This window comes from Streptomyces sp. NBC_00236 (assembly GCF_036195045.1).
Classification (GTDB): Bacteria; Actinomycetota; Actinomycetes; order Streptomycetales; family Streptomycetaceae; genus Streptomyces.
In genome coordinates, this window is sequence record NZ_CP108100.1 from 49,775 (window position 1) to 66,394 (window position 16,620).

15 protein-coding genes and 1 pseudogene are annotated in these 16,620 nt (G+C 69.7%); 6 read left to right on the forward strand and 10 right to left on the reverse strand.

Annotation, left to right across the window (positions count from 1 at the left end):
• Positions 1–88 precede the first annotated feature (88 nt).
• Positions 89–676, forward strand: a complete 588-nt coding sequence (locus tag OG446_RS00250) for a TetR family transcriptional regulator (RefSeq protein WP_328892054.1) — start codon at positions 89–91, stop codon at positions 674–676.
• Positions 677–877: 201 nt separating this feature from the next.
• Here OG446_RS00250 and OG446_RS00255 read toward each other — a convergent pair whose 3' ends face one another.
• Complete coding sequence (locus OG446_RS00255; protein ID WP_328892055.1) at positions 878–2,248, reverse strand: DEAD/DEAH box helicase; 1,371 nt, start codon at positions 2,246–2,248, stop codon at positions 878–880.
• A gap of 478 nt (positions 2,249–2,726) precedes the next feature.
• Here OG446_RS00255 and OG446_RS00260 point away from each other — a divergent pair, with 478 nt between their 5' ends.
• A complete protein-coding gene (locus tag OG446_RS00260; RefSeq protein WP_328892056.1) occupies positions 2,727–6,632 on the forward strand; it encodes a glycoside hydrolase family 2 TIM barrel-domain containing protein in 3,906 nt (1,301 codons plus the stop codon).
• A gap of 66 nt (positions 6,633–6,698) precedes the next feature.
• Here OG446_RS00260 and OG446_RS00265 read toward each other — a convergent pair whose 3' ends face one another.
• The 3 genes from OG446_RS00265 to OG446_RS00275 all read right to left on the reverse strand — a co-directional run bounded on the left by OG446_RS00265 (position 6,699) and on the right by OG446_RS00275 (position 8,576).
• Positions 6,699–7,154 (reverse strand): SRPBCC family protein, encoded by a 456-nt coding sequence (locus OG446_RS00265; RefSeq protein ID WP_328892057.1) that lies wholly within the window; start codon positions 7,152–7,154, stop codon positions 6,699–6,701.
• An 88-nt stretch (positions 7,155–7,242) separates the two neighbouring features.
• Complete coding sequence (locus tag OG446_RS00270; protein ID WP_328892058.1) at positions 7,243–7,623, reverse strand: VOC family protein; 381 nt, start codon at positions 7,621–7,623, stop codon at positions 7,243–7,245.
• A gap of 125 nt (positions 7,624–7,748) precedes the next feature.
• The gene (locus tag OG446_RS00275; RefSeq protein WP_328892059.1) at positions 7,749–8,576 is read right to left on the reverse strand and encodes a class I SAM-dependent methyltransferase; all 828 of its coding nucleotides are present in this window, start codon (positions 8,574–8,576) and stop codon (positions 7,749–7,751) included.
• A 346-nt stretch (positions 8,577–8,922) separates the two neighbouring features.
• On the opposite strand from OG446_RS00275, the gene OG446_RS00280 reads away from it, so the two are divergent.
• Positions 8,923–9,828, forward strand: coding sequence for an NAD-dependent protein deacetylase (locus tag OG446_RS00280; protein WP_328892060.1), 906 nt, complete (start codon positions 8,923–8,925; stop codon positions 9,826–9,828).
• Between the two features lie 33 nt (positions 9,829–9,861).
• On the opposite strand, the pseudogene OG446_RS00285 reads toward OG446_RS00280, so the two are convergent.
• A pseudogene (locus OG446_RS00285) lies at positions 9,862–9,975 on the reverse strand (VOC family protein); the annotation flags it as partial.
• A 182-nt stretch (positions 9,976–10,157) separates the two neighbouring features.
• Positions 10,158–10,313 carry a hypothetical protein gene (locus OG446_RS00290; RefSeq protein ID WP_306106244.1) on the reverse strand — a complete coding sequence of 52 codons (156 nt, stop codon included), beginning with the start codon at positions 10,311–10,313 and terminating at the stop codon, positions 10,158–10,160.
• Between the two features lie 275 nt (positions 10,314–10,588).
• Between OG446_RS00290 and OG446_RS00295 the strand changes: the two genes are divergently transcribed.
• The gene (locus OG446_RS00295) at positions 10,589–10,831 is read left to right on the forward strand and encodes a hypothetical protein (protein WP_328892061.1); all 243 of its coding nucleotides are present in this window, start codon (positions 10,589–10,591) and stop codon (positions 10,829–10,831) included.
• A gap of 59 nt (positions 10,832–10,890) precedes the next feature.
• Here OG446_RS00295 and tpg read toward each other — a convergent pair whose 3' ends face one another.
• From tpg to OG446_RS00315, 4 genes are all read right to left on the reverse strand, one after another.
• A complete protein-coding gene (gene tpg, locus OG446_RS00300) occupies positions 10,891–11,445 on the reverse strand; it encodes a telomere-protecting terminal protein Tpg (RefSeq protein ID WP_328892062.1) in 555 nt (184 codons plus the stop codon).
• 3 nt (positions 11,446–11,448) lie between these two features.
• Positions 11,449–13,635, reverse strand: a complete 2,187-nt coding sequence (gene tap / locus OG446_RS00305) for a telomere-associated protein Tap (RefSeq protein ID WP_328892063.1) — start codon at positions 13,633–13,635, stop codon at positions 11,449–11,451.
• A gap of 112 nt (positions 13,636–13,747) precedes the next feature.
• On the reverse strand, positions 13,748–14,488 hold the full coding sequence (locus tag OG446_RS00310) for a peptidase E (protein WP_328892064.1): 741 nt from the start codon (positions 14,486–14,488) through the stop codon (positions 13,748–13,750).
• A gap of 334 nt (positions 14,489–14,822) precedes the next feature.
• Entirely contained in the window at positions 14,823–15,026 is a 204-nt protein-coding gene (locus tag OG446_RS00315; protein ID WP_136326921.1) for a cold-shock protein, read from the reverse strand.
• 217 nt (positions 15,027–15,243) lie between these two features.
• On the opposite strand from OG446_RS00315, the gene OG446_RS00320 reads away from it, so the two are divergent.
• Positions 15,244–15,759 (forward strand): hypothetical protein, encoded by a 516-nt coding sequence (locus tag OG446_RS00320; RefSeq protein ID WP_328892065.1) that lies wholly within the window; start codon positions 15,244–15,246, stop codon positions 15,757–15,759.
• 76 nt (positions 15,760–15,835) lie between these two features.
• Entirely contained in the window at positions 15,836–16,561 is a 726-nt protein-coding gene (locus tag OG446_RS00325; protein ID WP_328892066.1) for a class I SAM-dependent methyltransferase, read from the forward strand.
• Positions 16,562–16,620 lie beyond the last annotated feature (59 nt).

The following is a 16,620-nucleotide window of genomic DNA, read 5'->3' on the forward strand; positions in this document are numbered from 1 at the left end:
CTCCTTAAACAGACTGTTCTGTCTGTTGCAGCGTACGCGCGGCGCACTCGCAAGACAAACCAACCGTTCTGTTTGGTAGAGTGCGGGCATGCCGGAACAGCCCCAGACCTCGCGAGGCGCCGCGACCTACCAGCGCATCCTGGACGCGGCCACCGAAGAGTTCGCCCAGCACGGCATCGCCGGAGCGCGGATCGAACGCATCGTGACCGCAGCCCGCACCAACAAGGCACAGCTCTACGCCTACTTCGGCGACAAGGAACGACTCTTCGACGCCATCTTCCTCAGCTCGCTGGAGCGCATCACCAACGTCGTACCCATCGACGCCGACGATCTCGCGGACTGGGCTGTCCGCCTCTACGACGAATACCTGCGCCGCCCCGACCTCATCCGGCTGGCGACCTGGACACGACTGGAGCGCCGTCCTGCCGGGCACCTCGTCGAGATGCACCAGCACTACGACGACCGCAAGCTCACGGCCATCACCGAGGCCCAGGCCGCCGGGCGGGTCCGCGCGGGCGACCCGTTCGACATCATGGCCATGGTCATCGCCATGTCCATGGCCTGGTCACCGGTCAGCAACGTCTACGCGGCGAACAGCCAAGAACCCGATGACGTGCATGACCGGCGCCGCGCCCTGCTCCGCGATTGCGTCCACAGCGCCATCACGGCCGGTTGAGGCGACGCGTCCCCTCGTGACCGCCGCCCGGGCGATCGTGTGGTCCCGCGAGTCGGGACGAGCGTGCCGCCCACGAGAGCGAAGCCTGATCCGGGGCGCGCCACCCGACACCCTGCGGGTCGCGGCCTGAGACCGCGCCAGACCGTCATGCAGGCCTTCTCGCGGCGAGGGCCGGGATAGTGCCCGGCAAGTCCGTCCGGGTCAACGGCCCTTGCGCACCCGGGCGGCCGCGCGGGCTTCCGCTGTCCTACGGGCGTCGGCCGTCTTGCGGGACTCCTTCGGGCGGCCCGGGCGCGTGCCCATGCCTCGGAAGGCGACGTTGCCGCTGCCCTTGCCCTCGATCGGCGGGCGCTTCGCGCCGGTGATGGCGGTCAGCTTCTCCTCGCCGGAGCGCACCTGGGTGACGGTCGGGCGGATCCGGGCCTCGGTCATGATCCGGTTGACGTCCCGGCGCTGGTTCGGGGTGACCAGGGTGACCACGTTCCCGGATTCGCCGGCGCGAGCCGTACGCCCCCCACGGTGCAGGTAGTCCTTCGCGTCGGCCGGCGGGTCGACGTTGACGACCAGGTCGAGGGCCTCGATGTGAATGCCTCGCGCCGCGACGTTGGTGGCCACCAGTACGGTGATCTCGCCGTCCTTGAACTGCGCGAGGGTGTGGGTGCGCTGCGGCTGCGACTTCCCGCTGTGCAGGGCGCCGGCCCGTACACCGCTGGCGCGCAGGTGGCGGGTGAACTGGTCCACGCCGGCCTTGGTGTCCAGGAACATCAGCACCCGGCCGTCCCGCGCGGCGATTTCGGTCGCGGTCGCGTACTTGTCGGCGGGGTGGATGTTCAGCACATGGTGTTCCATCGTGGTGACCGAGCCCGCCACACGGTCGAGCGAGGCCACGGCCGGCTCGTGCAGATGGTTCTGCACCAACTGGTCGACATTGCGGTCGAGCGTGGCCGAGAACAGCAGCCGCTGTCCGTCGGGGCGGACCTGGTCCAGGATTTCCGAGACCTGCGGCAGGAACCCCAGGTCGCACATCTGGTCCGCCTCGTCGAGCACGGTGATCCGCACCTGCTGCAGCTCGCAGAACCGACGCGACACGAGGTCGGCGAGCCGCCCCGGGGTCGCGACGACCACTTCCGCGCCGGTCCGCAGCTGTGCCGCCTGCCGGTTGATCGCCAGGCCGCCCACCACTGTCGCCAGCCGCAGGTTCAGTGCCTGCGCATACGGTGCCAGCGCGTCGCTCACCTGCTGCGCCAGTTCCCGGGTCGGCACCAGGACGAGTGCGAGCGGCCGCTTCGGCTCCGCTCGCATGCCCGCCGTCCGCGCCAGCAGCGCCAGCCCGAAGGCCAGCGTCTTGCCGGAGCCGGTCCGCGCGCGGCCGAGGACATCACGGCCGGCCAGCGCGTTGGGCAGGGTGGCCGCCTGGATCGGGAAGGGCTCCGTCACGCCGAGGCCGGTCATCGTCGCCGTCAGTTCCGGCGGCAGCCCCAGTGCGTCGAAGGACTCGGCCGGGGGCAGGCCGGTGGCCGCCGTCCGCGACGTTACGGGGTCGTCCTTCGGGGCGGACTGCTTCGCGTTCATGGGGGGAACCTTCCTCGGCCTGGCGCCCGGCACGCGCCGGGGCCCGTACCCCTTGGTACGGGCCCCGGCGGCTTCGAAGCGTGCCCCCAGTTTACCAGCGGGCGCCCCGGCATCCTCGCGGTCCTGTCGGCACGCCCACTGACGTACCGCGCGTCATCGGATCGGCGGGGCCGCGCATTCGAGAGGCCCCACCGGCATCGCACCGTTGCCTGTTCGGCCATTCGTATGGCGTGGCACCCGACCGCGGATCATGGACGCCGCGTTGCGGACGGTGGTCGAGCCGTTGCTGTCACCGTGGCCGGAGCAGACCGGGCGACGCAGGTGGTCCGGTCCGGCCCAGGACACCCAGCCGTCAGAAAACAACAAAACCTGACGTTGTCATTGTGGTGGTTGTGTTCCCTTTCTAGGGTGGGCGCGTCTCAACAGGTGTCACCCATCACACCAGTTGCACATCCTGGCGCACTAGGAAGGCCCTGCCATGGCCCACCCGAACTCGTCCCCCCACTCCGCCCCTCAGCGCGGTTACGTGAGCCGTCGCCGCCTCATCGAGGCGGGCGCCGCCGTGCTCGGCGGCCTCGTTCTCTCCGGCGCCCCGCCCGTTGCCCACGCGTTCGGCGCCACCGGCGAAATCCCGGCCGGCGGCGACGAGTGGAACGGACACATCGGCGTCTTCCGGCTCGGCACCGAGCCTCCGCACGCCACGCTCATGCCGTACGCGAACCTCAAGCAGGCGCTCACCGCCGACCGCACCACGTCCCCGTGGCGTCAGAGCCTCGACGGGACATGGAAGTTCGCTTACGTGGACCGGCCCGCTGACAAGAAGGCGGACTTCTACCGCACCGATCTGGACGACTCCGACTGGGAGGACACCCCGGTCCCCTCGGCCTGGCAGCTGCACGGCCACGACTACCCGGTCTACGTCAACATCACCTATCCGTGGTGGGGCCCCAACGGCCTCGGTGAGGACGCCCAGCCGCCGGCCGCTCCGACCCGGTACAACCCCGTCGGCCAGTACCGGCGCACTTTCACCGTGCCCGAGGACTGGGCGGACCGGCGCACGTTTCTGCACTTCGAAGGAGTCAAGGCCGCTCACTACGTGTGGATCAACGGCCATCTCACCGGCTACCACGAGGACTCGTACACCCCGGCCGAGTACGACATCACCCCGTACCTGAAGGACGGCACCAACCTGATCGCCGTCGAGGTCTACCGCTATTCCGACGGCGACTGGCTCCAGGACCAGGACATGATCCGGCTGAGCGGCATCTTCCGGTCGGTGTATCTGTACTCCACGCCCGGCGTCCATGTCCGGGACTTCAAGCTCGACACCCCGCTCGGGGACGGGTTCACCACCGCCGAGCTGTCCGTCACCGCCCACGTACGGGACTCCACGGGCGGCGCGGGCGCAGCGGCCTACACGGTCGAGACACAGCTCTACGACGCCGGCGGGCACGCGGTGTGGTCGCGTCCGCTGGCCCGGAGCGCCTCGCCGGCCGGCGGCGAGGTGGGCGTGACGGGGGCCAGGTCCGTTCCCTCGCCCCGCCTGTGGTCGGCGGAGGACCCGTATCTGTACACCGCCGTCCTTCAGCTCCGCGATCCTTCCGGCAAGGTCGTGGAGACGCTGTCGCACCGGGTCGGTCTGCGCGAGTTCGCGATCGAGGACGGGCTGATGCGCATCAACGGGCAGCCGGTCACCTTCCGCGGCACCAACCGTCACGAGATGCACCCCGACCGCGGTTCGGCCCTCAGCCGCGCCGACCTGGTCGACGACATCACGCTCATCAAGCGGCTGAACATCAACTCGGTCCGCACCTCGCACTACCCCAACAACCCGCTCTGGCTCGAACTCGCCGACGAGTACGGCCTCTATCTCGTCGACGAGACCAATCTCGAGACGCACGGCATCCGTGACCGGTACCCGACCGACCGGGCCGACTGGACCGAGGCGTGCGTGGACCGTGCGCGGAACATGGTCCACCGCGACAAGAACCACGCCTGCGTCGTCATCTGGTCGCTGGGCAACGAGGCCGGCTCGGGGTCCGCCTTCCGGACCATGCACGACTGGATCCGCTCCTACGATCCGAGCCGCGTCATCCAGTACGAGGGCGACGACGGCCCCGCCACCAGCGACATCCGCTCCAGGATGTACGAATCGCCGAGCCGGGTGGAGGCCCGGGCGAAGGACACCTCCGACACCCGGCCCTACGTCATGATCGAGTACGCCCACTCGATGGGGAACTCGACCGGCAACTTCAAGGAGTACTGGGACGTCGTCCGCCGCTACGACGTCCTGCAGGGCGGCTGGATCTGGGACTTCGTCGATCAGGCGCTCACCTGGCCGACGCCCACGCGCAAGCTGCTCACCGAGACCGGGCCCACGGGCCTGAAGGGCGAGGTCATCAACCCCTCGGGCTCGTTCAGCCACGAGCGGGGAGTGAGCGGCGCGACCGTCTTCGCGCGCGACGACCGGCTCGATCTCACGGGGTCGCTCACCCTTGAGGCCTGGCTGACCCCGCACGTCCGCGGCTTCCACCAGCCGATCCTGGCCAAGGGCGACACCCAGTACGCGCTGAAGCAGGCCGACAAGGGCCTGGAGTTCTACATCTATGCGAACGGGCAGTGGATCGCAGCCTCCTGGACGACCCCGGACGACGGCTGGACGGGCGAGGAACATCACGTCGCGGGCGTCTTCGACGCGGACGCGGGAACGCTGACCCTTTACGTGGACGGCGAGGCCAAGGCCACGAAGAACACCGACCGGAAGCCCAGCAGCAGCACCGCGTCGCTCTCCCTCGCCGGTGAAGTGGAGAACCCGACACGGGAGTTCAGCGGGACCATCCGCCGGGCCCGGGTGTACGCACGTGCTCTGAAGGCCGCCGAACTCGCCGACGAGGGGCGTGGTCCCGGCGACGACGGCGTGCGCTTCTGGTTCGACGCGCGGACCGCCCGGTACGAGCAGAAGAAGGCTGGGACGAAGACCTTTTACGCCTACGGCGGCGACTGGGGCGACAATCCGAACGACGGCGCGTTCGCCGGCGACGGCATCGTCCTGCCCGACCGCCGTCACACGGGCAAGGCGGCCGAGGTGAAACGGATCTACCAGACGATCCACGCGACCCGCGCGGACGACGCCGCGCCCGGCGAGATCACCCTCACGAACGAGAACCTTTTCACCAACCTCCGTACGTACAACGGCACCTGGGAACTCTCCGCCGACGGCGAGACGGTACGGAGCGGCAGCATCCGCCGCGACCAGCTCGACGTGGCGCCGATGACGGAGAAGACCATCACGCTGCCGGTGCAACTGCCCCGCGGCGCTGCGCACGGGGCGGAGTACTTCCTCCAGCTGTCCTTCACGACCAAGGAACGCACACCGTGGGCGGACGAGGGCTTCGAGGTGGCGCGGGTGCAGCTGCCCCTCGGCGGGAGCGGCCCCGAGACCGTGCCGGTTCCGTTGGCCGAGGTGCCGAAGGTGTCGTTCCGGAGCGGCGATTTGGATGTCACCGTCACCGGCGGCGGCTTCGAGGTCGTCATCGACAAGTCGACCGGCGTCATCACGTCGTACGAGGCGGCCGGCACGAAGCTCCTCGTTTCCGGCCCCGCGCCCAACTTCTGGCGTGCCCCGACCGACAACGACCGCGGCAACGGCCAGCACACCCGCAATCAGACCTGGCGGGACGCGGGAGCACGGCGCAAGGTGACCGATGTGACGGTGCGCGGGCTGGAAGGGCGTGCGGTCGAGATCTCGGTGCGGGGGACGCTGCCGACAAGCACCGACTCGGCCTTCAGCACGACCTTCACCGTCTTCGGCAACGGCGAGATCAAGGTCGACAACACGCTCGCTCCGGGCGACCCGTCCCTGCCCTACATTCCCGAGATCGGGACGATCCTGCGCCTTCCCGCGGCACTGGAGCAGTTCCACTACTACGGCCGAGGCCCCGACGAAAGTCACTGGGACCGCAAGGACGGTACGGACGTGGGGCGTTGGTCGGGGACCGTCACCGGGCAGTGGACCCCGTACCTGCGGCCGCAGGAGAACGGGAACAGGACCGACGTACGCTGGGCGGCGCTCACCGACCGGCACGGTCGCGGCCTGCTCGTCAGCGGCGACGGACTCCTGGAGGTGAACGCCTCCCACTTCACACCGGAGGACCTGTCCGTCGGAGCCCGCCACGACTACCAGCTCACGCCTCGTGACGAGGTGATCCTTCGGGTCAGCCATCGTCAGATGGGTGTCGGCGGCGACAACAGCTGGGGCGCGCACACGCACGACGCGTACAAGCTGCTCGCCGACCGGGACTACGCGTACACGTACCGGCTGCGGCCGCTCACAAACGTGCGGGATGCGACGAGCCTGTCCCGTCGGCCGACGGCGGTGAGGTAGCCGATGCGGCAGGTGCCGGCGCCCGCCGCAGGGCGTCGGCACCTGCCGCCAGGCGCCCTGGGTGGATCACCGCGGGCGGGGACCGTCCGGAGGCACGTCGCCCGCGGCGGTCCGCTCGGCCAGCTTCTGGAACTCACCGAGGTCGTAGTTGGCCAGAACCGAGTCCAGATTGGTGAGGGCTCCCAGGTGCTCCACGAATCCCTGGGGGTCGTATTCGATCTGGAGTGTCAGCCGGCTCGACTCGTCGCCCAGTCGGTGGAAGGTGACCACACCGGCGTGGTGGACGCCCTCCGTCGTTTTCCAGGCGATCCGGTCCTCCGCCACGACCTCGGTGAGTTCGGCGACGAAGCTCTTGTCGACCCCTGGCAGGGCGAGCTGCCAGGCGAACCGGCGGTCGTCCAGCGGATCGACACGCTGGACATGGCTCAGGAATGTGGGCCACTGCGTCACATCACTCCACAGTGCCCAGCTGATGGCCACCGGGGCCTTCATATCTACGGTCTCGACGATCGACGAGGACATGCGGACTCCTTCGTGGGTTCGAGGTTCGGGGTTCGGGGTTCGTGGGTTCGCGGGTTCGTCAGCAGCGCTCGGGGCCTGCCCGGGAGGATCAGCCGGGTGGGGCGAGCGTGAACGCGTGTCCGGCCGGATCGGAATAGAGGCGCGCGTCACGGGCGCCCTCGTTGTCCTTCGCGCCCAGGGGACGCGCGCCCAGGCCGACGGCCTCGCGCTCCGCCTCGTCGAGATCCTCCCGTGCCACCAGGATGCGCAGGTGAGCCTGCTGGGAATCATCGGGCCGCGGCCAGCTCGGCGGCGCGTAACCGTGGTCCCTGCGGATCGCGAGATGCACCCCCCGGTGACCCACGACCTCGACGAAATCGGGATCGTTGCCGACGCGGACTTCCGCGTTGAGCAACATGGCGTAGAAGTCGGCCAGTTCCTTCGGCTCCGCGCAGTCCAGCACCAGCACGCTCGTCTTCGGCACTGCCATGGCCTTCCTCCTCCTGCTTCGCGGGCGTCCGAGTTCCGGACGTCGTTCCGACTACCCGCGTCCCGAGGCAGCACACCCGCGCACTCCGACCGCGAGCGGCAGTCGGCGGCGCGACGTCGGGCGCCTCATGCCGCGCCCTGCCCGGGTTTCCGCCCCCAGGCCGTGAGCATGCCGGCGGACAAGGCGGCACACTCGTCCGACCTCACGTAGCGGACCGCGGCGTCGACGGCCGCGTCGTCGACCAGACCGGTGGCGAGCATCGCGGCCCTGCTGCGCTCCCAGGTGTCCTCCCAGAAGCGGCTGATGGCACTGCCCGGCAGCAGCGGTGGCACGTGGATCTCGGCGGCGACGGACTCGAGACCCGCCCCGCGCAGCAGCTGCGGGTACGACGGAACCCAGGAGATATCGGTGCCGATCGCGGTCTTCAGGCCCTGCCACATGGCGCGCATCACCGAGGTGTACGGCGTGCCGGGCGTCCGGTCACACGTCAGGTCGACCGCGTCGCTGAGCACCAGCACTCCCCCGGGCGCGACGAGTTCGGCCAATGCCGTGATCATGCGGTCGTGCTCGGGCAGGTGCATCAGCACGAAGCGTGCGTGGACGAGCTGGAACGGGCCGGAGGCGAAGTCAGGGAGTGTGATGTCGGCCTCCCGTACGTCGAGCCCGGGCAGGGAGCGGTCTCCGAGGAACCGTACGTCGCGGTCCACGGCGAGCACGCTCGCCACCCCGGCCTCCTGCAGCAGCCGGCAGGACACCGTGCCGGTACCGGCACCGACGTCGAGGCAGCGCCAGCCCGCGCCGGCCCCGACGGCCCTCAGGCGCGCCATGGTGATGTCGTCGTAGGCGAGGGCTCCGAAGTCGATGCGCTCCCCCTCCCCCGCCTGTTCGGGACGGAAGAACGCCTCCCCGTAGCGGCCGTCGCCTGCCGCAGCCCCGCGGGGCGTGCCGGTCACGCCTCCGCCCGTCCGGCCGGGTCGTCCTCGATGAGTCCCGGCGCCCGGGCGGTGAGGGGCTGGAGCAGCGGGTCGCTCGATGATTTCAAGGCATGACCTCTTCATGGGGTGGGGTGGTCCGGGCGGCCCGTCCCGAAGTTGCCGGGCCCTCCGACCCTGCCGATCCTCCCTCTGTGGCCGCCGACCCGGCTGAGGCGCGCCGCGTCGGACCGCGGAGCACCCCTTGCGCACACCGGGCAATGGACCGTGTACGCGCTGTCACGCCTGCCGGTGGTCGGGCGGGCGGGGAGGAGGGGGCCGCTGGGCGGGCCAGCGAGTGCCGCCTCCTTTTCCGTACCCTGAAGAGATGCGTATGCGCCCCACCCTGAGCTGGGCCCCCACCGAAGACCTGCCTCCCGCCACCACCGACCTGGAGCCGGTCGCCGATGCGCTCCGCACCGGCGGTGTGCTGGTGCTCAGCGGGGCGGGAATCTCCACGGAGTCGGGCATCCCCGACTACCGGGGCGAGGGCGGGAGCCTGAGCCGGCACACTCCGATGACGTACCAGGACTTCACCGCCGGTGCCCAGGCCCGTCGCAGGTACTGGGCACGCAGCCACCTCGGCTGGCGTACGTTCGGCCGGGCCCGCCCGAACGCCGGGCACCGGGCCGTGGCCGCGTTCGAGCGGCACGGCCTGCTCTCGGGTGTGATCACCCAGAACGTCGACGGACTGCACCAGGCCGCGGGCAGCGAGGACGCGGTGGAACTCCACGGAAGCCTGGAACGGGTCGTATGCCTGTCCTGCGGCGCTGTGAGCCTGCGCCGCGACCTCGCCCGGCGGCTGGAGGAAGCCAATGCGGGGTTCGAGCCGGTGGCCGCAGCGATCAATCCGGATGGTGACGCCGACCTCACCGACGATCAGGTCGGGGACTTCCACGTGGTGTCCTGCACGGACTGCGGCGGCATCCTCAAACCGGACGTGGTGTTCTTCGGCGAAGCCGTGCCCCCACAGCGCGTCGAGCACTGCCGCGGTCTGGTCCGTGAAGCGGCCTCGCTGCTGGTCCTGGGATCCTCCCTGACCGTGATGTCCGGGCTCCGGTTCGTCCGCTACGCAGCCCAGGAAGGCAAACCCGTACTGATCGTCAACCAGGACCTCACCCGGGGCGATCGGCATGCCGTCACCCGCATCGCGCTCCCGCTCGGAGCGGCCCTGACGACCGTGGCCGGGCAACTGGGCATCGCCGTCGGTGAGGCGGCTGCCGGGCCTGCGTGAACGGGTGACGGAGTCCGGTGTCGTCGCGGTCCATCAGGTGCGGTCGTGATGAGTGACCTGGTGGCCGTCGGGGTCGGCGAACGTGATGGTCCGGCCGAAGGAACCCTTGATCGGTGCGGAGACGATGGTGTGACCGCCGGCGACGAGAGGAAGAGGCTCACTACGCACCTCTTCCTCGATGAGCGACTTTTGATCGCGCGGCCATAAGCAATTCTGCTTCACTCATTCCGGGACAATGACCGGTGGCGTGCGGCTGGGCCGCGACGATTCGCCGTCGCGGCCCAGCCGCACGCCACTGCCTTCAGCCTTTGCTTGCCGGCAGGAGGGGATCAGAAGTAGTGCCTGCGTCCGCCGACCTTGCGCCCGCTGGCACCAAGGATCCACAGAACGGCACCCACCACGACCAGCACACCGCCGATGGTCGTCAGCAAGGACATGCCGACCAGCAGGCCGATAATGAGCAGTATCGCACCGAGAAGAATCATGTCAGTTCCCATCATCAAGTCTCTTAGGCGATTACGAGGACGTCGCTCCGCAGCGGCTCCTTCGCACTCGACCGGTACTACCTGGCTGAGCTGGAATTGACAGCCATAAGGTTCCTGTCGCGACCATCCTCGTGCCCCGTAATTCCGCGTTCACTCGTGTCTTCCTGACGCAACCGCCTCTGTCGTCTTCGGGGGAAGCCGAATCTGCCCGAGGGCCCGACCGCATAGAATGGGCTCCACAAACAGGTCGTACGCATGAGGAGTTGGGGACCGGAGTGTTCGGGGGCAGGAAGAAGGAGGGCGGGCTGCCGAAGATCCCGCGGAGCGTGGATCCGCGACGGGCCCGCAGTCTGCCGGTTCCGGCCGAGACACAGGCCGACGCGCGCATGTTCATGCTGGGCGGCGACACCATGCGGGCGCTCAAGGTGATCCTGGACGCGACGGGCTACGACCTGCGCCAGGCCCGCGACATCGTGTACGCGCTGGTCCACGACATCGAGGTGCCGAGAGGGACGTGAGCCGGGGCGCGCCCCGGACGAGGATCCGGTTGTACCGCGCGGCGGCCGTACCTACAGACCTACAGACCGAACTCGATGTGCTCGACGTCGGTGTACTCCACCAGGAGCCCGGACGCCCGGCGGCCGCCGTCCTTGAAGTAGGTCTCCTGCAGTGCTTCGGCCGCGATGTTCTGGAGTTGTTCGTCGGTGGCGCCCTGGTCGCGTGCGTCGAAGAGGCGGGCTGCGTAGGCGGGCGGGAGCGCCACGGTGAGATGGCGCAGCCGGGCGTCGTCGGTGGAGCCGGGGGCGGCGGTGTAGCCGAAGCGTGCGCGGGTGTCGATCACGATTCCGTCGGTGGTGGCGGCCCTCCGCTTGGCCTGCGCGCGGATCTGGGGCTGCCATCGTGCGGCGACCTGACGTTCCAGGCGTGCGGCGAGTTCTTTGCGTGGTGTTCTGATCTGGTCCTTGACGTATCGCTCGACGGTGCGCTGGCTGATCCCCAGCTGGCGGGCGGCGGCTCTGGTGGATTTCAGCTGTCTGACGAGGTAACGCATGCGCGCCCCGGCCGACTTGGGGATCGGGCGCGTGAACGCTTCGTGAACGGCCTTGTCGAGGCCGTCGGCGAGCTTTCCCATCGGTTACTCCCCGTTGTCGGTGCGGGTGACATGGCCGTCCTTGATGTACCGGGCGAGGTTCTCGTCCCGGCCGTGTTCCTCGTGGACGCTCTCGGCCCACAGGGTGGTCTGGGTGCCTTCGTGCTTGACCATGCCGGGGCTGACGCCGAGCCGGAAGCCGCCCGGCAGCGGTTTGCCGCCCTCGTAGGGGAGGAAGTCGAGGGGGCCGGGGCCGTCGCTGGCGTAGACGGCGCAGTCGGAAAGGACCGCGATCGGGTACTGGCCCGTGGCGTCGGCGAGTTTGAGCATCTTGCGGTGCATGTTGGTGCGGGCCTTGGAGATGACGGCAGCACGGATGTCGGGACGCCAGGTGGGGCGGGACAGGGCCCGCCAGGGTCGGCCCGGCTTCCAGCCTTCGCCGCGGGGGCGTTCACGGAGCTTGCCGAGGCCGCCCTTGACGGTGGCCTTCACCGCGGTCAGGACGGTCGCCATCTGCGGGTCGTGCTCCCAGTAACCGTCCATCGCTGTGAGGAAGTCGGCCGGGGAGAGGGCGGTGGTGACGCCGAGGTCGGCCATCGTCGCGATGTAGGCGTCGCGAAGGCGGTTGTACCAGGCGTCGAGGTAGCGGCCGTTGTCGTGACGGACGTAGGCCTCCGCCGGGGCGACCCGGTAGCCGAGTTCGACGGCGTAGGCCACGGTCGGCGTCGCGTACCAGGCAGGCCCGGTGGGGCGATCACCCCGGGGCGTGAAGGGTGAGGGAAGGCGGTCGTCCAGCTCGATGTGCGAGAGGTCGACGAGCCAGGAGCCTGGCAGTTTCGGGTCGAAGGCGGGGTGATGGAGGTGAGTGGGTGCACCGAGGCCCACCGTGGTGCCGTTGGCGGCTGCGGCGAACGCCATGTTGACGTCGATGCCGACCACGTACCGCCTGGTGCACTCCTCGTCGGTGAGCGGGCGCGCCCAGTCGTACGCCTCTTCCATGAGCATCTGATCCGGGGTGCGCTGATGGAAGCGCGGCAGATCGGCCAGGAGCGGGTGCCCGTCGGGTGCTTCGCACGGGGCGCAGTCCACGGGGTCGTTGCCGAGGGAGCCGGGGTTGTGCTCGCTGTGCCGCTTGCCGGCGCGGTCGGGTTCGCTCGCCCGGGTGGGCGGGTGCAGCGCCGTCATCAGCTCCAGGCCGGTGACCGCCGTCGAACCGCGGGGGGTGATCACACGAGTCGCGTAGGTGCCGAGGAGGCGTGCGAGTTCGGGGGCCGGAAGCTGCCCGGCACTGCCCCAGCTGCGGGCGTCGAGCGCGTTCCATGACGGAATGCACAGCTGGACGCAGGCGCGGTTGCCGCCCTGGGCGGGGCGGTAGATTCGGGCCCACGGGCCGAACCCCCGGCGGGTGAGCTGCCAGTTCGCCCGGGACAGCTGCTGGATCACCCGGTGGCCTTCGGGGAGCCGCCCTGCCGTGCGTTCCTCCTCGCTGAGCTGCGGGGGCAGACCGTAGCGTTCGCACGCGGCGGGCGTCAGGACGATCAGGGGGTCGGCGTCCTTGCCGTTGCGGCTCAGCCGGGGAGCGCCCAGCTTCGCTTCGCTCAGAACCCACTCGACGAGGGCAGGGGCGGATTTGGCGGGCACGTCCAGGACGAGGCCGCCGACGCAGTACGCCGCAGCGTGCCCGTCCTCGACGTCGATGACGGCCAGGGGGCCGTTCGCGAAACGCGGATCGGTCTCCGCCGGTGGTGTGGCGGTCTTCGCGGGCACCGGACGTCGCGGGGCCGTGCGCGTCGCCGCGGTCCGGCCGGGGGCAGGAGGAGACTGCACTTCGGGCGCGGGTGCGGCCGGAGAGGGCACTTCGGGCGGGGGCGTGGGCGCGGGCGGGGAGGGCGCTTCGGGCGGGGGTGCGGGTGCCGTCGGAGACAGCAGTTCGGGTGCCGGTGCTCCCGGTGCTTCCGGGACGGCCGCCGGTGCCGTCGGCGGGGCAGGCATCTCGGGGTACAGCTCGGCAAGCTTGTTCACCAGTCGGGCGTAGGCCTCGCGTTGCGGCGGGCGCGGTTCCGTCCTGCCGTTCTCCCAGCTCACCACGGTCGCCCTGCGCACGCCCAGTGCGGCGGCCACCTGTTCCTGTGTCAGACCGTGAGCCTTGCGCAGACGCTCCCGTTCCTGCGGCGGCGGCAGAGGTGAGTGGTCCGCGATGAGAGCATCGACCGCATCGAACAGTTCAGACACCAGAAACCTCCCCGATCACTCTCGGACGCTACACCAAAGCACTCCCCAAACGAACTTTAGCCGCACATTGTTCGAGCGTTTGGCGTACACCGAGGGGACCCGGGCGCATGCGTCAACGGGCGACAGCGGGCAGCCTGCGGGGCTCGACGCGCGCCTCCACCGCCTTGTCACCCTCGCGCCCGACCACGTACGCGCCCTTGCCCGGGACCTCGGTCACCGCCTCCACCAGTTCCGTTCCGCGGTAGACCAGACCCACTCCGTCATCGGTGCAGTGAGAGGTCGGCAAGGTGCCGTCCGCCACGAGCCGGTGGATCAGCGGGCGCCGGCCCTCGTCCACGTCGTAGTGCACCCCGTTGCCGTAGGGAAGAAATCCCAGAGCGTTCGTGAGGGGGCGCAGTTCCGGCCCGAACGAGTCGGTCGCGCCCCCTTCGAACCAGCAGATGGATCCCGCGCTGACCCCGCTCAGTACGACGCCGGCCTGCCAGGCCCGGTACATGATCCGGTCCAGGCCATGCACCCGCCACACCGCGAGCAGGTTGGCCACCGAGCCGCCCATGACCCAGACGACATCGTGATCGAGAACCGCACCCTCGACGTCCTCCATGTTGGGCATGGGGAACAGGTTCAGTGGCGTCAGATCGAAGCCTGCGGTCCGGCCGGCCTCCCCCATGCGGGCGGTGAAGTGTTCGGCGTCCCCGATCGCGGTGCCGACGTACATGACACGCGGGCGCCGGCCGTGTGCCCCGGAGAGGTCGACGGCGTGATGTACGAGGGCATCGAACATCACGCTGGTACGTCCTCCGGCACGGTGTCCGCCGGAGGTGGCGAGGATCGTGGGTTCCGGTGCGGTCATGGCCGTGATCATATCGACGGCCGTTCGGGGCTCTCCGCTTCCCTCGTGAAGGTGGGACCGGTCGGGTTTCCGTGTTCGTCGGTCCGGTCCGCGTCCGCCATGTCCGCCTTGGCGAGGTGAGCGCTGAAGAGGGTGAGGATCCTGCCCGGGTGTGCCGCTAGCACCGGAACCCGACCCGATCTTGTGCTGAGGTGTCGTCATGGCGGTGACGCCGGGTGCTGGATCGCGCTCCAACTCAAGGACCGTCGACGGCGAGCGTCCTACGTGAAAGTACTCCGGAACGCCTGACGGGCCGCCGGAGCGTGCTCCGGCGGCCCGCGTGTCACCCCTGAGGTCAGGCGGACGTGATGTTCTCCGCCTGCGGGCCCTTCTGGCCCTGCGTGATGTCGAAGGTCACCGCCTGGCCTTCCTGAAGCTCACGGAAGCCGGTGGCGTTGATGTTCGAGTAGTGCGCGAAGACGTCCGGCCCGCCGCCGTCCTGCTGAATGAAGCCGAAACCCTTTTCGGCGTTGAACCACTTGACGGTTCCGCTGGCCATGCCGGTGCCTCTCGTTCGTTCCAGGATCCGCACCACACGGACCCGCGAATGCCCTGGCCCCGCACAGCAAAGCGCCCGCGGCGGAGCGCGGGCAGCTGGGGAACCACGGCATCTGGAAAAGACGCTACATGCCGAAGCCCGCTGCCACCAGAGATTGACGGAGTGTTGCGGTCGGACCGTCGGCGCGATCACCGCGACAGCGTCCAGACACCGCGCGTTGGAGGCCCTGGAGCGGCACGACCTGAAGTGTCTTTCCCACGCGCTGGCGGTTCTGGACGACGAGCCCGTGATCGTGCTGCACAGGCCGACCGGAACGGGGTTCGAAGTACGCATCGGCGGCATCGGGGACAATTTCCAGTTGCACACACTGCTGGCCCACGTCCTCGTGGGCGGCGGCCACGTGGCCGGCACCACGCCGTCCGTGGAGAGCGTGCGCCTGGCCACGGATCCCGAGCCCGCCGCCGGGCGTACCCGGACCGTGGCAACCGGATCCTTCGAACTCCTCGCCCCGGACGGCACGCCCATCTGGAACGAAGGACTGCCCGACGACATCCCCGTGGTGGAGGGCCACCGCCTGCTCGTGCTCGACGAGCCGGCGTACCGGCGCAGTTGGAACGCCGACCGGTTCTTCCCGCATCTGCCGGGCAAGGCCGAGCTCATCCGTGTCCTGGGCGCGGACGAGACCCGGGCCTGGTTCGCCCGCACGTCTCCCGGGACCGACCGGCTGTCCTGATCGGGTGCGCCGGGCCGTCGTCGCCCGGGCGAAACCCGGTGGCCGTCCGGGCCCTGTTCTGCGTACGTTCGCACGCATGGCTGACGACGGCTTCGCGCATCCACGACTCGCCGCGATCTACGATGCACTCGATCCGGACCGCACCGATCTCGCCGCATACCTCAGGATCGCGGAGGAGTCCGAGGCACGCCGTGTCCTGGACATCGGCTGCGGAACCGGGGTGTTCGCACTTCTCCTGGCCGGCCGCGGGATCGACGTCGTCGGCGTCGATCCCGCCCTGGCCTCGCTTGAAGTCGCCCGGGCCAAGCAGGGCAGTGCACGGGTGGGATGGATCCATGGCGACGCGACGGGTCTCCCCCCGCTCCAGGCAGATCTCGCGACGATGACCGCGAACGTCGCCCAGGCCATCGTGGCCCCGGAGGCGTGGGAGGGGACGCTGCGGGGGGCCTACGAAGCGCTCCGGCCCGGCGGCCGCCTGGTCTTCGAGACCCGCGATCCCGCCCGGCGGGCCTGGGAGGAGTGGACCCGCGAGCACTCATACCGCGTGACGGAGATTCCGGCCGTCGGCCAGGTCGAGAGCTGGGTCGAGCTGGTCGAGGTCAGCGGGCCGCTGGTGACGTTCCGCTGGACCTACGGGTTCGCGGCGGACGGGCAGGTCCTCACTTCGGATTCGACGTTGCGCTTCCGGGAGCGGGAGGAGGTCGAGCAGGACCTGATCGGACGAGGGTACGTGGTGGATGAAGTCCGCGATGCACCCGACCGGCCGGGAAGGGAGTTCGTGTTCCTGGCGCGCCGTCCGTGAGCGACACGGTCGGCATCTGCGATGCCACCACGACGACTCCGGATCTGCCATGGGCTCGT

Coding starts and splice junctions, on each gene's coding strand:
- OG446_RS00280 (WP_328892060.1), top strand. CDS start 8,923: ATGCGTATGCGCCCCACCCTGAGCTGGGCCCCCACCGAAGACCTGCCT.
- OG446_RS00310 (WP_328892064.1), bottom strand. CDS start 14,488: ATGACCGCACCGGAACCCACGATCCTCGCCACCTCCGGCGGACACCGT.
- OG446_RS00325 (WP_328892066.1), top strand. CDS start 15,836: ATGGCTGACGACGGCTTCGCGCATCCACGACTCGCCGCGATCTACGAT.
- OG446_RS00290 (WP_306106244.1), bottom strand. CDS start 10,313: ATGATTCTTCTCGGTGCGATACTGCTCATTATCGGCCTGCTGGTCGGC.
- OG446_RS00270 (WP_328892058.1), bottom strand. CDS start 7,623: ATGGCAGTGCCGAAGACGAGCGTGCTGGTGCTGGACTGCGCGGAGCCG.
- OG446_RS00265 (WP_328892057.1), bottom strand. CDS start 7,154: ATGTCCTCGTCGATCGTCGAGACCGTAGATATGAAGGCCCCGGTGGCC.
- OG446_RS00255 (WP_328892055.1), bottom strand. CDS start 2,248: ATGAACGCGAAGCAGTCCGCCCCGAAGGACGACCCCGTAACGTCGCGG.
- OG446_RS00315 (WP_136326921.1), bottom strand. CDS start 15,026: ATGGCCAGCGGAACCGTCAAGTGGTTCAACGCCGAAAAGGGTTTCGGC.
- tpg (WP_328892062.1), bottom strand. CDS start 11,445: ATGGGAAAGCTCGCCGACGGCCTCGACAAGGCCGTTCACGAAGCGTTC.
- OG446_RS00250 (WP_328892054.1), top strand. CDS start 89: ATGCCGGAACAGCCCCAGACCTCGCGAGGCGCCGCGACCTACCAGCGC.
- OG446_RS00260 (WP_328892056.1), top strand. CDS start 2,727: ATGGCCCACCCGAACTCGTCCCCCCACTCCGCCCCTCAGCGCGGTTAC.